This window comes from Streptomyces sp. NPDC056296 (assembly GCF_042268605.1).
GTDB lineage: Bacteria > Actinomycetota > Actinomycetes > Streptomycetales > Streptomycetaceae > Streptomyces.
This window is the reverse complement of record NZ_JBHJRX010000053.1, coordinates 21,078-35,806: the sequence shown is the minus strand read 5'-3', so window position 1 is coordinate 35,806 and position 14,729 is coordinate 21,078. Positions and strand designations below refer to the sequence as shown.

At 72.0% G+C, this 14,729-nt stretch carries 8 protein-coding genes; 4 read left to right on the top strand and 4 right to left on the bottom strand.

The window, feature by feature from the left end; all coding sequences use genetic code 11:
• Positions 1 to 4: 4 nt before the first annotated feature.
• From ACFCZF_RS31605 to ACFCZF_RS31590, 4 genes are all read left to right on the top strand, one after another.
• A complete protein-coding gene (locus tag ACFCZF_RS31605) occupies positions 5 to 937 on the top strand; it encodes an ABC transporter permease (RefSeq protein ID WP_376674535.1) in 933 nt (310 codons plus the stop codon).
• Positions 930 to 1,823 carry an ABC transporter ATP-binding protein gene (locus ACFCZF_RS31600; RefSeq protein ID WP_376674534.1) on the top strand — a complete coding sequence of 298 codons (894 nt, stop codon included), beginning with the start codon at positions 930 to 932 and terminating at the stop codon, positions 1,821 to 1,823. Before ACFCZF_RS31605 ends, ACFCZF_RS31600 begins: the two co-directional genes overlap by 8 nt.
• A 146-nt stretch (positions 1,824 to 1,969) precedes the next feature.
• Complete coding sequence (locus ACFCZF_RS31595; protein ID WP_376674533.1) at positions 1,970 to 4,189, top strand: CDP-glycerol glycerophosphotransferase family protein; 2,220 nt, start codon at positions 1,970 to 1,972, stop codon at positions 4,187 to 4,189.
• Positions 4,186 to 5,895 (top strand): glycosyltransferase family 2 protein, encoded by a 1,710-nt coding sequence (locus tag ACFCZF_RS31590; protein WP_376674532.1) that lies wholly within the window; start codon positions 4,186 to 4,188, stop codon positions 5,893 to 5,895. Before ACFCZF_RS31595 ends, ACFCZF_RS31590 begins: the two co-directional genes overlap by 4 nt.
• A gap of 28 nt (positions 5,896 to 5,923) precedes the next feature.
• Here the strand turns inward: ACFCZF_RS31590 and ACFCZF_RS31585 are convergent, their stop codons facing one another.
• The 4 genes from ACFCZF_RS31585 to ACFCZF_RS31570 all read right to left on the bottom strand — a co-directional run bounded on the left by ACFCZF_RS31585 (position 5,924) and on the right by ACFCZF_RS31570 (position 14,404).
• Positions 5,924 to 7,375, bottom strand: coding sequence for a hypothetical protein (locus ACFCZF_RS31585; protein ID WP_376674531.1), 1,452 nt, complete (start codon positions 7,373 to 7,375; stop codon positions 5,924 to 5,926).
• A gap of 147 nt (positions 7,376 to 7,522) precedes the next feature.
• The gene (locus tag ACFCZF_RS31580; protein ID WP_376674530.1) at positions 7,523 to 12,481 is read right to left on the bottom strand and encodes an NAD-glutamate dehydrogenase; all 4,959 of its coding nucleotides are present in this window, start codon (positions 12,479 to 12,481) and stop codon (positions 7,523 to 7,525) included.
• Positions 12,482 to 13,136: 655 nt separating this feature from the next.
• On the bottom strand, positions 13,137 to 13,808 hold the full coding sequence (locus ACFCZF_RS31575) for an HAD family hydrolase (protein WP_376674529.1): 672 nt from the start codon (positions 13,806 to 13,808) through the stop codon (positions 13,137 to 13,139).
• An 80-nt stretch (positions 13,809 to 13,888) separates the two neighbouring features.
• Positions 13,889 to 14,404, bottom strand: coding sequence for a DUF6912 family protein (locus ACFCZF_RS31570; protein WP_376674528.1), 516 nt, complete (start codon positions 14,402 to 14,404; stop codon positions 13,889 to 13,891).
• Positions 14,405 to 14,729: the final 325 nt, after the last annotated feature.

The following is a 14,729-nucleotide window of genomic DNA, read 5'->3' as shown; positions in this document are numbered from 1 at the left end:
GGATGTGAGTCAGGTCCTCCACACACCGCCCCCGACACCGGACGCGGTCCCCCCCGTCCCGGCCGACCACGACCTCGCGGCCCTCGCCGCCCGCCACGGTCTGTCGGTCAGCGGCGCCCGCCCCTCCCTGCCCCAGTACGTCCGCCAGCTGTGGGCGCGCCGGCACTTCATCACCGCCTTCTCCACCGCCAAGCTCACCGCCCAGTACAGCCAGGCCAAACTGGGCCAGGTCTGGCAGGTGATGACGCCCCTGCTCAACGCGGCGGTGTACTACTTCATCTTCGGCATGCTGATGAACACCAGTCGCGGCGTGGAGGACTTCGTCCCGTTCCTGGTCACCGGCGTGTTCGTGTGGACCTTCACACAGAGCTCGATCATGGCGGGCACCAAGGCCGTCTCCGGCAACCTCGGCCTCGTGCGCGCCCTGCACTTCCCGCGGGCCGCGCTGCCGGTGTCGTTCTGTCTCCAGCAGTTGCAGCAGCTGATGTTCTCGATGGGCGCCCTGGTCGTCATCCTGCTCGCCTTCGGCGTACCGCCCGCCGCGTCCTGGGTGCTGGCGGTCCCGGCACTGGTGCTGCAGTTCGTGTTCAACGCGGGCCTGGCGCTGATCATGGCCCGGGTGGGCTCGAAGATCCCCGACATGGCCCAGCTGATGCCGTTCCTGCTGCGGACCTGGATGTACGGCTCGGGCGTCATGTTCAGCATCCACCACATGACCGGCCCGGACAGCGGCCTGCCCTCGTGGGTCGGCCCCCTCCTCCAGGTCAACCCGGCCGTCGTCTACATCGACCTGATGCGTTTCGCGCTGATCGACAGCTTCGGGGGCGGCATGCTGCCGGACCACGTGTGGGCGATGGCCCTGGGCTGGGCCCTGGTCGCCGGGATCGGCGGCTTCATCTACTTCTGGAAGGCCGAGGAGACGTACGGACGTGGCTGACGACAACGGCACCATCAAGCAGGCGGGCGACGAGCGCGTCCCCACCGTCGTCGCCGACGGCGTCGACATCGTCTACCGGGTCAACGGCACCGGCGCCGGCCGCGGCTCGGCGACCGCCGCCCTGAACCGCATCCTGCGCCGCAAGAAGGCCGAGAAGGCGGCGGGCGTGCGCCGGGTGCACGCCGTGAGGAACGTGTCCTTCGTGGCGTACCGGGGCGAGGCGATCGGGCTGATCGGAACCAACGGATCCGGCAAGTCGACGCTGCTCAAGGCGGTCGCCGGCCTGCTCCCGGTGGAGAACGGACGTATCTACACGGACGGCCAGCCCTCCCTCCTCGGCGTCAACGCGGCCCTGATGAGCGACCTCACCGGCGAGCGCAACGTCCACCTCGGCGGCCTGGCGATGGGCATGTCCCGCGCGCAGATCAAGGGGCGCTACCAGGAGATCGTCGACTTCTCCGGCATCAACGACAAGGGCGACTTCATCACCCTGCCGATGCGCACGTACTCCTCCGGCATGGCGGCCCGGCTGCGCTTCTCCATCGCCGCCGCCAAGGACCACGACGTCCTCCTCGTCGACGAGGCCCTGGCCACCGGCGACCGCTCCTTCCAGAAGCGCTCCGAGGAACGCATCCGGGAGCTGCGGCGGCACGCCGGCACGGTGTTCCTGGTCAGCCACAGCAACAAGTCCATCCGCGACACCTGCGACCGGGTGCTATGGCTGGAACGCGGCGAGCTGCGCATGGACGGGCCGACGGAGGAGGTCCTGAAGGAGTACGAGAAGTTCACCGGCGGCCCGGACAAGGCGACGAAGTCCAAGCCCGCTCCCGCGTCCAAGCCCGCGCCCGCCGCCAAGCCCGCGCCCAAGGCGAAGACGGCCGCCTGAACCCTGTTCCCTGCCCACTTCTGCCGTGCGCCTTCCCCCGGGAGGCGTACGCACGGTTAACCCTATTGCCCGATTAGTGCCACTATGGCCGAACGACCGAACAGGAGAGCCCCGGGAGCGACGACGACGGCGAAGGAGTCCCCGCGATGCCCGAGACCCCCGAACTCAGCGTCATCGTCCACGGCCCCAACGTCCAGGACCACCTGCCCGCACTCCTCGACTCCCTGGACGCCCACCCCCTCACCGGCATCGAGGTGATCGTCGCCGCCGTCGGGGACTGGGCGCGGGAGACCGCCGAGCGGCACACCCCCGCGTTCACCGTGCTGCCCCTGCCGGACGGGGCCGGCGACGCCGCGGCCCGCTCTGCGGGGGCGGCGCGCGCGTCGGGCCGGTGGCTGCACTTCGTCCACGCCAAGGACGGGCTGCCCCCCGGCGCCCCGCGCACGATCGCCGAGCACGCCGCGACCCTCCCCGACACCGGGGACGGCACCGTGGACGTCCTGCTGTTCGACCACGTCCGCAGCACCTGGCGAGCCTCCGGCCTGCCTTCCCCGGACGGCCCCCGCCTCGCCCGCGCGGGCCGCGCCGGCCTCGCCCTCGACGACCGCGCGGCGCTGCTCGGACTGACCCCGCTGCTCGGCAACCGCGCCGTGCGCGCCGGCTTCTGGCGGGCCCACGAGCGCCTCCTCACCACCGACGACGAGCCCTTCGCCGCGTACGCCGCCCTGCTGCTCGCCGACCGCGTCGCCTGTCTGCCCCACCCCGCGTACGAGGAGCGCCGACTGCGCCCGCAGAGCCTGCCGCCGGTCACGCCGAAGCAGCGGTACGCCCTGATCGAGCGCTACGAGACGCTCCTCGACCTGGCCGCCGACCGCCCGGCCGCCCACACCGTCCTGTACGACCTGATGGTCCGCGACTGCCTGCGCACCTTCGCCCGCGCCGGGATGCCGGACGACGTCGCACGGGAGTTCTTCCACCGGGCGTCCCTGGCCGCCCGGCGCCACCGCCCCGAAGGCCACCGGCGCCCGGCCGGCCTCGAAGGTGTACGCCGGTCGCTGCTGGAGGAGGACGCCTGCGCCAAGTACCGCGCCCTCCAGGCCGCCAACCGCACGCGCCGCAGCATGCGGACGGCGATACGCACCGGCAGGCACCGGGCCGGGACACGCCTGCGCGCCCTCCAGTACCGCAGGGCGCTCGCCGAGCCGGTCGATCCCCACCTCGCCGTCTTCTCGGCGTACTGGGCCCGCGGCGTGGCCTGCAACCCGGCCGCCATCGCCGCGAAGCTCGCGGAACTCGCCCCGAGCGTCCACCCGGTGTGGGTGGTCACCGCGCCGGGCGCCGCCCTGCTGCCGCCCGGCACCGACCACGTGGTGCCCGGCACCCGCCGCTACTGGGAGGTGCTGGCGCGCGCCAAGTACCTCGTCAACAACGTCAACTTCCCGGACGCGGTCGTCAAACGCCCCGGCACCGTCCACCTCCAGACCCACCACGGCACCCCGCTCAAGCGCATGGGCCTGGACCAGCTGCCGTACCCCGCCGCCGCCCGCGGCCTCGACTTCCAGGCGCTGCTGGAGCGCGTGGACAAGTGGGACTACAGCGTCTCGGCCAACAGCCATTCCACCCGGATGTGGCAGCGGGCGTACCCGTCCCGCCACACCTCCCTCGACCACGGCTATCCGCGCAACGACGTCTACTACACCGCGGGCGCCGACGACGTCCGCGCGGTCCGCGAGCGCCTGGGCATCGCGCCCGGCCACCGGGCGATCCTCTACGCGCCCACCCACCGCGACTACGAGGCCGGCTGGACCCCGCGCCTGGACCTCGCCGCCCTCGCCGACCGACTCGGCGAGGAAACGGTCCTGCTGGTGCGCGCCCACTACTTCTACGAGACCGCCACCTCTCCACTGGCGGGCCTGCGCCGCACCGGCCGGATCATCGACGTCTCCTCCTACGACCCCGTCGAGGAGCTGTGCCTGGCCGCCGACGCGCTGGTCACGGACTACTCGTCGATCATGTTCGACTACGCCAACCTCGACCGCCCGATCGTGATCCACGCCGACGACTGGGAGACGTACCGCAGCACCCGCGGCGTCTACTTCGACCTGATGGCCGAGGCGCCGGGTCCGGTCGCCCGGGACCAGGCGGAACTGGCGGAGATCCTCGGCACGGACGCCTGGCGCGACGAACGCGCGGCGAAGGCGCGGGCCGCCTTCCGGCGCCGGTTCTGCGAGTACGACGACGGCCGCGCCGCCGAACGCGTCGTACGCCGGGTCTTCCTCGGCGAGGACGAGCGGACGCTGCCCCCCGTACTGCCGGTCGAGGAGCGCACCCCGGCCCCGAGCCCCGAGGAGGCGACCGCGTCATGAGCACGTCCACGGCCCCGTCCACGGCCACATCCACTTCCGTGGACACCCCCGACGTCACCGTCACGGTCATCGTCTACAACGACGCCGAACGCCTCCCCCGCGCGGTCGCGTCCGTCCTGCGCCAGACCCACGCGAACATCGAGGTCGTCATCAGCGACGACCACTCGACGGACGCGACCGAGGAGGTGGCCCGGGAGCTGGCGGCGCGCGATCCCCGGGTCGTGTACCTGCGGCTGCCGGAGAACAGCGGCGGGTGCAGCGCCCCGCGCAACCGCGCCCTGGAGGTCGCGCGGGCCCCGTACCTGATGTTCCTGGACAGCGACGACGAGCTGCCCGAGCGCGCCGTCGAGGTCCTGCTCGCCGCCCACCGCGAACGCGACATCGACTTCGCGATGGGCGCGGTGCACCGGATACGCGTGGACGGCGGACGCCGTACGACCTGGATGCCGCACCTGGTCGCCGAGCGCCGCACGCTCGACGGCATCGAGGCCGACCCGCGACTGTTCTTCGAGCACCTGTCGACCAACAAGATGTACGCCCGCGCCTTCCTCGACCGGCACGACCTGCGCTTCCCCGAGGGCATCCACTACGAGGACCAGCTCTTCTCGGCGCAGGCCTACTGCCTGGCCAAGACGTTCACCGTCGTCCCCGAGCCGGTCTACCGCTGGTACGTCGCCCCGTACGCCGCCTCCGAGACGGCCTCGATCTCCAACCAGCGGCACAAGCTGACCAACGTCCGCGACCGCGTCCACGTGCAGCGTCTCATCGACGCGTTCCTGGCCGAGAGCGGGCACGTGTCGGTGCGCGAGGACAAGGACTTCAAGTTCCTCAAGCACGACTTCCGGATGTACGCCGGTGACCTGCCGTACCGGGACGACGCGTGGCTCGCGTCCTTCGCGGACCTCGTGAATCCGTACCTCGACACGCTGGTCCCGGGCGCCTACGCCCGACTCCCCCGCGCCGAACGGGTCGTCCTCCAACTGGTCCGCGACCGCCGCCTGTCCGACGTACGCCTCGCCGCCCGGGGCCTCGGTCACGACATCGCCCCGCGCCGGACCACACCGGACCCGGCGGACGGCCGCACCTACTGGGGCGAGGAGATCCCGCGCTCCGAACAGGCCCGCCACGAACTCGACCTGACGGCCCTGGACCTGGACACCCGCCCGTTCTTCACCGCCCATCTCCGCCACGAGGTGACGGAGATCGAGCGGGGCCCCGGCGCCTCGATAGACCTGACCGTCCGCACCTACGACCCGGCCCTGCGCCTACCGGTCGGCCCCCAGCGCGCCACCCTCCACCTCTCACCCGGCCGTCGCCGCCTCACGGTCCCCTTCCGCCTCTGCCCCGTCCGCCCCGGCGTCTTCGAGGGCCACGTGCGCCTGGACCTGGGCTCGGCCCGCCTCCCCCTCCAGGGCTTCGAGGGCATCCGCCACCCCGTACTCCGCCTCCGCCACCAGGGCCAGACCCACACGGGCATCCTCCTGGCCCCGCTCGCCCTCGCCCCCTTCGCCGCCCGGGTCCCCTACCACTCGGGCGCCCTGCCCCACCGGGTCACGGTGGAACCGGAGGGCCACAACCCGGGCAGGCTCCAGATCCGCTGGCAGCCGGTGGGCCCGGCGGCGATGCTCATCCGCCCGGCGGTACGCCGTCTGGCCACGCCACGTGTGAAGCGGGCGATCCGCCTGGCGGCGAGCGCCCTGCGCTGAGCCCGCCCGCGGCTCCCCCGGCCGGCTCTCACCCCACCACCTCGTACAGGATCTGCCCGTCCGGCCCCCGCGTCACCACCCGCAATCCCTCGGCCCCCCGAAGCCCGTCCCCCCGGTCCACCACCCACCGCACCCCGTACTCCCGCACGATCCCCCGCCGCACGCTGCCTGCCGCCCCCTTGGAGAAGTACGCCCGCACCGCCGCCACCCGCTCCCCCTCGTCCCGCAGGAAGAAGTCGGGATACCCGGGAGCCACGGTGTACGGCCCGTAGGCCGGAATCTGCCGCGACGGAAACTTCCTCGCCATGACCACGTCCCCGAACCCCACCCACGGCGTGATCCAGTGGTATCCCGTCCAGGGCTCCCGGTACTTCGCCTCGACCACTCCCGGCAGCAGCCCACGGTCCACCACGTACCCGAGCGTCCCCGCCTGCCCCCACGCCCCCACCACCAGCGCCGCGCCCAGGACGCACGCCCACCCGGCCCGCACCGCCCGCCGCCTGGCCTCCACCGCCTCCAGCGCCACCGCGAGCTGCGCCGGAATCAGCGCGGCGGGCAGCGCCCGCCCCCACGACCAGTGCCCGCTCACCCCGCCCGCCGCGAACACCAGCGCCCCCAGGACGAAGAACAGCACCAGCACGTCCCGCCGGTCCCGCCACCACCGCACGCCCAGCGCCGCCACCCCCACCAGCACCAGCCAGTACCGCCCGGGCAGATCCCGGTACAGCGACCGGTGCACCGCGTTCATCCCGTCCCCCGCGCCGAGCAGCGCGAAGAAGTCGTAGTACGGCCAGACCCACAGCACCCCCACCCCCAGCGCCAGGCCCACGGCGAGCCGCCCCGGCGCCCGCCACCCGGTCCGCGCCGAGCACACGACGGCGAGCGCGCCCAGCGACGCCACGACGCCGGAGAACTGGTGGACGAGGAGGGTCACCGCCCACAGCACCCCGCACCCGAGCCGGGCGCCCCACCCCTGTGCCCCCGACAGCCACGCCCACAGGTGGAAGGCGAGACCGAGCGCGAGCACGCTGGGGTACGCCACCGTCAGCGCGAGGGAGTGCAGTCCCAGGAAGCCGCTCCAGCTGAACTGCGCCGTGCCCCACAGCAGGACCAGGCTGAGGAGCGCGAGCGGGGGCGCCGCCGGACGCGCGCTCAGCACCCGCACGTACCGCCAAACCCCCGTCACCAGCACCCCGAGCGCCACCAGCGCCCCGAGCCGCAGCACGACGAAGACGGAGAACCCGGTCACCTTGGCGACGCAGCCGAGCAGCACCGTCCACGGCGAGTAGTACGGGCTCGGCGTGTCCGCGTCGACCAGCGGGTTGCCGGGGTCGAGGAGGCTGTGCCGCAGGCGTTCGACGGTGGCGGCGTGGATGCCGAGGTCACCGGCCCAGGGGAGCCGGACGACGGCCAGGAGCAGGAGCAGGAGCAGGAGGAGGACGAGCGCGGCGACGCGTGCGGTCCAGAGACGCCCAGTCACCCCGTCACCTTATGCGGAGTTTCCGCACTTTTCGGACTTTTGAGAGTGCCCAGACAAAGCGGACATGAAGGCGCCCCGGGTCGAGTGACCCGGGGCGCCTCACACGGCCGTGCGGCTACGGCATCACGCCGTCACGCCGTCACGCCGTCACGCATGCGTACGCAGCAGCGTCCGCATCGTCCGCATCGCGACCGACAGGTTGGACAGGTCGAAGTCCTCCGAGTTATGGATCTCCTCCAGTGTGGTGCGGGCCCGGCCGAGGATCGCCGCGTTCTTCTGCTCCCACGCCTTGAACCGCTGCTCCGGCGTCGACGTGCCGTTGCCCGCCGCCAGGACGTCGGCGGTGAGCGACGCGTGCGCCGCGTACAGGTCCTCGCGGATCGCCGCGCGGGCCATGGACTGCCAGCGGTCGTTGCGGGGCAGATCGCTGATCCGGTCCATCAGCTGGGTGACGCTCAGCCGGTCGGCGAGGTCGTAGTACACCTCGGCGACGTCCAGCGGCTCCTTGCCCATGCGGTCGGCGACCGACACGATGTCCAGCGTCGGGAAGGCCGAGGAGAACCCTGCCACCCGCGTGGCCGGCTCGTCCGGGACACCGGCGGCGGTCAGCTCGTCGTAGATGTGCTGGTACCACTCCGCGTCCGCACCGCGCAGCAGCTTCGGCAGCTGCGACCAGACCTGCTCCACGCGCTCGGCGAAGAAGTCGACGGTCTCGGCGAGCTCCAGTGGCTGCGGCCGGTTGTTGAGCAGCCAGCGCGTGCCGCGCTCGACCAGGCGGCGCGAGTGCAGCCGGATGCGGGTCTGCACGTCGGCCTCGACCTTGGTGTCCAGGGCCTCCACCGCGTCCCACACCGGGGAGGAGCGGAAGATCGCCCGGGCCGCGGTCTGCGCCCGCACGATCTCCTCGAGCGAGGCGCCGGTCTCCTCGCGCATCCGGTGCAGATACGTCGTACCGCCCGTGTTGACCGTGTCGTTGACCAGGACGGTCGTCGTGATCTCGCGGCGCAGCGGGTGGCCGTCGATCCGGTCGAGGAACTGCTCGCGCAGCGCCGTCGGGAAGTACGCGTGCAGCAGGCCCTTGAGGTACGGGTCGTCGGGCAGCGAGGTGTGCAGCAGCTCCTCGGCGACCGTGATCTTCGTGTACGCCAGCAGCACGGCGGTCTCCGGGCCGGTCAGGCCCTGCCCGGTGCCGAGGCGTTCGCGGATCTGGCGGTCGGTGGGCAGGAACTCCAGGGCCCGGTTGAGGTGGCCCTCCCGGACCAGGTGGCGCATGAAGCGCTGCTGGGCGTGGAGCATGTCCTTGGACTGGGCCAGCGCGTTGGCGATCGCCGTGTTCTGCGCGTAGTTGTTCCGCAGGACCAGCCCGCCGACCTCGTCGGTCATCTGGGCGAGCAGCTTGTTGCGCTGCTTGACGGTCATGTCGCCGTCCTTGACGAGACCGTTGAGCAGGATCTTGATGTTCACCTCGTGGTCGGAGGTGTCCACGCCCGCGCTGTTGTCGATGGCGTCGGTGTTGATCCGGCCGCCGTGCAGCGCGAACTCGATCCGGCCCAGCTGGGTCAGGCCGAGGTTGCCGCCCTCGCCGACGACCTGGACCCGCAGGTCCTTGCCGTCGACGCGGATGGCGTCGTTGCCCTTGTCGCCCACGTCGCCGTTGGACTCGGTGGACGCCTTGACGTACGTACCGATGCCGCCGTTCCACAACAGGTCCACCGGCGCCGACAGGATCGCCTTCATCAGGTCGGCCGGGGTCATCTTGGTGACGCCGGCCTCGATGCCGAGGGCCTCGCGGATGTGCGCGTTGACCGGGATCGACTTGGCCGTGCGCGGGAAGATCCCGCCGCCGGCCGAGAGCAGCTCGGTGTTGTAGTCCTCCCAGGAGGAGCGCGGCAGCTCGAACAGGCGGCGCCGCTCGGCGTACGAGGTGGCCGCGTCCGGGGTCGGGTCGATGACGATGTGCCGGTGGTCGAAGGCGGCGACCAGGCGGATGTGCTCGCTGAGCAGCATGCCGTTGCCGAACACATCGCCGGACATGTCGCCGATGCCGACGACGGTGAAGTCCTGGGTCTGGGTGTCCACGCCCAGCTCCCGGAAGTGCCGCTTGACGGACTCCCAGGCGCCGCGGGCGGTGATGCCCATGCCCTTGTGGTCGTAGCCCGCGCTGCCACCGGAGGCGAAGGCGTCGCCGAGCCAGAAGTTGTAGGACTCGGCGACCTCGTTGGCGATGTCCGAGAACTTCGCGGTGCCCTTGTCGGCGGCGACGACGAGATAGGTGTCGTCCTCGTCGTGGCGGACGACGTCCGCGGGGTGCACGACCTCGCCGGCCACCATGTTGTCGGTGATGTCGAGCAGCGCCGAGATGAACGTCCGGTAGCTGGCGATGCCCTCGGCCATCCAGGCGTCGCGGTCGACGTTCGGGTCGGGCAGCTGCTTGGCGACGAAGCCGCCCTTGGCGCCGACCGGCACGATGACGGTGTTCTTCACCATCTGCGCCTTGACCAGGCCGAGGATCTCGGTGCGGAAGTCCTCCCGGCGGTCCGACCAGCGCAGACCGCCGCGCGCGACCTTGCCGAAGCGCAGGTGCACGCCCTCGACGCGCGGCGAGTACACCCAGATCTCGAACGCCGGGCGCGGCGCGGGCAGGTCGGGGATGGCCTGCGGGTCGAACTTCATGGAGACGTAGTCGTGCGGCTTGCCGCCCGCCGCCTCCTGGAAGAAGTTCGTCCGCAGCGTCGCCTTGATGACGGTGAGGAAGGAGCGCAGGATCCGGTCCTCGTCGAGGCTCGCGACCTGGTCGAGGGCGGCGTCGACCTCTTCGAACAGGGCGTCGACGATCTCGCGCCCGGCCCGCTGGCGCTCGGGGGCCATCCGCGCCTCGAACAGGGAGACGAGCAGGCGCGTGGTGTGGACGTTGTTGCGGAGGGTGTCCTCCATGTAGTCCTGGCTGAACGTCGAGCCGGCCTGCCGCAGGTACTTGGCGTACGCGCGCAGCACCATCGCCTGCCGCCAGGTCAGCCCGGCGCTGAGCACGAGGGCGTTGAAGCCGTCGTTCTCCGCCTGCCCGGTCCAGGTGGCGGCGAAGGCGTCCTGGACGCGCTCACGCGCGTCGTCGCCGCGGTAGTCGGCGCCGCCCGTCACCGCCCCCGGCATGCGCATGCCGAAGTCGTAGATCCAGGCCGTCGTGCGGTCGGCGCAGCGCAGTTCGTAGGGCCGTTCGTCGGTGACCTCGAAGCCGAGCCGGCTGAGCACCGGCAGGACGGCCGACAGGGAGACCTGACCGCCCTTCTGGTAGATCTTGAAACGCCGCTCCTCGGGCGCGGCGCCGACCGGCTCGTACAGGCTCAGCGCGAACGTCCTGTCCTCGTCGAGCCGCTCCAGGTGGCCGAGGTCGGCGACCGCGGAGCGCGGGCCGTGGTCGGCCTTGTAACCCTCGGGGAAGGCGCCCCCGTACCGGCGCAGCAGTTCCGCGGCGTGCTCCTCGCCGACCTCGGCGGTGAGCGCCTCGGCGAACCCGTCGGCCCAGGAACGGGCGGCCTCGACGAGCCGGGCCTCGATGCGCTCCTTGTCCGCGTCGGACAGCTGGGGCAGATCGGTGCCCTGCGGCACGCGGACCACGAAGTGCAGCCGGGACAGGATCGACTCGGTGTTCCAGGCCGTGAAGTCGACGCTGGTGCCGCCGAGCTCCTCCTTGAGGATGTCGATGATCCGCAGCCGGACCCCGGTGGTGTAGCGGTCGCGGGGGAGGTAGACGAGGGCCGAGTAGTAGCGCCCGTACTCGTCCTGCCGCAGGTAGAGCCGGAGACGGCGCCGCTCCTGGAGGTAGAGCACGGAGGTGACGATCGGCTCCAGTTCCTCGACCGGCATCTGGAACATCTCGTCGCGCGGGTACGTCTCCAGGATCTGCAGCAGATCCCGCCCGTCGTGGCTGTTGGGCGAGAAGCCGGCCCGCTCCAGCACCTCCTCCACCTTGCGCCGGACGACCGGCACCCGGCGGACGGACTCGGTGTAGGCGGCGGAGGAGAACAGGCCGAGGAAGCGGCGCTCCCCGACGACGTTGCCCTGCTCGTCGAACTTCTTGACGCCGACGTAGTCCAGGTACGACGGCCGGTGCACGGTGGCCCGGCTGTTGGCCTTGGTCAGCACCAGCAGCCGGTGCTCGCGGGCCTTGGCCCGGGCGTCGGCGGGCAGCCGCTCGAAGGACGGGCTGACGGGGTGGCTCTCGTCGGCCGCGTGGTGCGGGTCGGAGCGCAGGATGCCGAGGCCGGTGCCGGCGACGGCGGCGAGGGAGTCGTCGCCGCGCAGCTGGTACTCGCGGTAGCCGAGGAAGGTGAAGTGGTCGTCGGCCAGCCAGCGCAGCAGCTCGCGGGCCTCCTCCAGCTCCCGCGGGGGGAGGTCGTCGGGGGCGGGCTCGGCCGGCAGCTGCTCCGCGATGCGGACCGCCGCGTCCCTCATCTTGCCCCAGTCCTCGACCGTCTCGCGGACGTCGTTCAGGACACGCAGCAGGTCGGCGGTGATCTGCTTCAGGTCGCCGCGGTCGGTCTCGCGGTCGAACTCGACGTGGATCCAGGACTCGACGTGCGCGTCGTGCGGGAGGTCGTCGGAGGGCCCGCCGGTGAGCACCTCGACGAGCTTGCCGGTCACGTCGCGCCGCACCACGATCAGCGGGTGGACGACGACATGGATGCCGCGCCCCTGCCGGGTCAGCTCGTTGGTCACGGAGTCGACGAGGAAGGGCATGTCGTCCGTGACCACCTCGACGACGGAGTGGCTGCACGTCCAGCCGTTCTCCTCGACGGTCGGGGTGTGCACCCGCACGTTCGCCGTGCCCTGCGGGCGGTTCTCCGCCAGCCGGTAGTGCGAGACGGCGGCTCCGAAGACGTCGACCGGGTCGCGGTCGGCCAGGTCCTCCGGGGCGGTGTGCCGGTAGTAACGCCGGAGGAACGCGAACACGGATGCGTGGTCCGGGGTGCCCGGGGTGCCCGGGGTGTCCGACGTGCCCTCGTCCGTCGTCCCAGTCGGTAGGTGCCCCCCGACCGGGCTGTTCTCAGCTACCCGCGCAGCCCTTTCGAGCAGCTCGGCCTTGGCTTCGTCCAGCTTGGTCTGCATTGTCCTCTGGCTCCTGTCGCGCGCCGTTGCGTGACGTAGAAGGAAGTACGGTCTCCTGCCTTCCGGCATGACGTCGAGACGCGGGGTGTCCGGTCTGTTCCGACGCTATGCCGCAAGGTGAGAGGAGCGGGGGCATATCGGCCAATGTCGCCGCGCTCGCCGGGTGTGACGTCGCTCTCGCAGCCGTCGTCCGGGGGATGCGCGGCGCCGTACCGGGGGCCTTCGATGCCCCGTCCCGCCCGCGAAGACCAGCGACCGCCGCCCGGACACGGATGTCGTCCGTGCGTACCGGGCGCAGAGCGGGGGCGCCGGTGCCCCCGCGAGCTATCGCGCTGATCACGCCACAAGGCTATCGCTCCTTGCGGGGCCCCCGTCACGAGCCGTATGTGTACAAAACCGGGACCAAAACTTCGACGTTTTGCACAGAAACACCGCCGCGACCGATCTCAGCCGCCCCGCGCAGCCGGTCGCCCCCGCGCAGCCGGTCGCCCCCGCGCCGCTGCGGGCAGTCGTGCCGCTGGGGCGGCACGGGTGGGCGCAGCGGCACCCCGCAACGCCGGGCCGCGACACCCACCCCCGGCCGCCACCAGCACGGGTCACCGTCACAGCGCAGGGCACCGTCCCAGCACAGGTCACCGCCCCCGCACAGCCGACCTCACGCCACCAACCGCGCCGCCTCCGCCACCGCCTCCCCCAACGTGTCCACCACCGGCACCCCGACCCCCTCCAGACTGGCCCGACTGTGCGACCCGCCGGTGTACAGCACCGCCCCCGCCCCCACATGCCGCGCGGCCACCGCGTCATCCGCGGCATCCCCGATCACCACCGTACGAACGGGGTCCACCCCGGCCAGCGCCAGCTCCGCGAGGTGCCGCACCATGTGCTCGGCCTTGCTCCCCCCGGACGGCCCGATCCGCCCGTCGACGCGTATGAAGTGCGCCTCGATCCCGAACCCCTTGACCAGCGGAACCAGCTCGTCATGGCCGTACATGCTGAGGATCGACTGACTGCGCCCCGCCGACCCCCAGCCGGCGAGCAGCTCCGCCACGCCCTCGGCGAGCCCGCACCGCACCCGGTGCTCGGTGTAGTGGCGCTGGAAGGTCGCGTCCATGACCTCCCACTCGGCGTCGGTGGGCAGCCGCCCCATCAGCCGCTCGTAGAACTTCGGCACCGGCACGCAGTACAGCGCCCGGTACTGCTCCAGCGTGATCGACGCCAGCCCCAGCTCGGCGAAGGCCGCGTTCGTCGCCCCGATGATCGCGTCATTGTCGTGGAACAGCGTCCCGTTCCAGTCCCAGACGATGTGCGCCCCTGTCTGCATCCCCATGCCCGAAAACGTACCCGCCGCCACTGACAATCAAGACGGGGCCGTCCCCGCTCGGCCGGGGACGGCCGGCCGACAAGACGTCAGTGACCGGGCTCCACCAGGTTGGGGATCTCCTGCGTCGCGTACCAGAGCAGCTCGTGCTCCTCCGCCCCCTCCACGACGAGCCGGGCGTCGTCGTCCCCACCGTCCGCCGCCGCGAGGGCCTCGGCCGCGGCGGTCACGTCCGCCTCCGCGTCGGCGGAGTCGACGTGCACCGAGGCCGCCTTGGCCGACCGCAGCGGCCCGGCGAGCCGCACCTCGCCCAGGTCCGCCGGATCGGACCCCGGGTCCGGGGCGGCCGAGACCGCGCCGTCGGACACGTCGGCCGCGACCACGACCCGGCGCCGCGTCGCGCCCGCGTCGGCCGCCAGCAGTCGCAGCGAGGCCAGCGCGGCCCGGTTGAGGGCGGCGTACTCCAGCTCCTCGATGTCGTCCGAGAGGTACCACTCGCGCAGCGCCGGTGTGACGGCGTAGGCGACGAGCGGTCCCGTCCCCAGCTCTCCCGTGCGGTGCGCCTCGGCGAGGCCGGAGAGGGTCAGGGGGACGTAGACGCGCATGAGACTTCCGCTTTCGTGGTCGGGAACGCCACCGAAGGCCCGGGACGGCCGGGATGGCCTGGAAGAGCCTTCAGGATACGTGCGGGTGTCCCCTTTCGGGTCCCCACCCATGACGCCCTACGCGTCCACCTCCGGCCCCGGAACTCACCCGGTACAGCCGCTCCGCCCCGGGCTTTCCAGGTGTCCCGGCCACTCTGATAGGTGAACCTTCCAGCCCCCTCGGGCCGGCTGCCGCCCTCCTTGCCTTCCCGCCCCGCCAGCCCGTACAAGATCCCCAACCGCTAAGTTACTGCCCGGTATCACCCGGGCCGCCGAACGGGGAGCC

What these genes read in the sequence shown, in the direction of transcription:
- ACFCZF_RS31590 (WP_376674532.1), top strand. Translation starts at nt 4,186, where the DNA reads ATGAGCACGTCCACGGCCCCGTCCACGGCCACATCCACTTCCGTGGAC.
- ACFCZF_RS31575 (WP_376674529.1), bottom strand. Translation starts at nt 13,808, where the DNA reads ATGGGGATGCAGACAGGGGCGCACATCGTCTGGGACTGGAACGGGACG.
- ACFCZF_RS31570 (WP_376674528.1), bottom strand. Translation starts at nt 14,404, where the DNA reads ATGCGCGTCTACGTCCCCCTGACCCTCTCCGGCCTCGCCGAGGCGCAC.
- ACFCZF_RS31595 (WP_376674533.1), top strand. Translation starts at nt 1,970, where the DNA reads ATGCCCGAGACCCCCGAACTCAGCGTCATCGTCCACGGCCCCAACGTC.
- ACFCZF_RS31580 (WP_376674530.1), bottom strand. Translation starts at nt 12,481, where the DNA reads ATGCAGACCAAGCTGGACGAAGCCAAGGCCGAGCTGCTCGAAAGGGCT.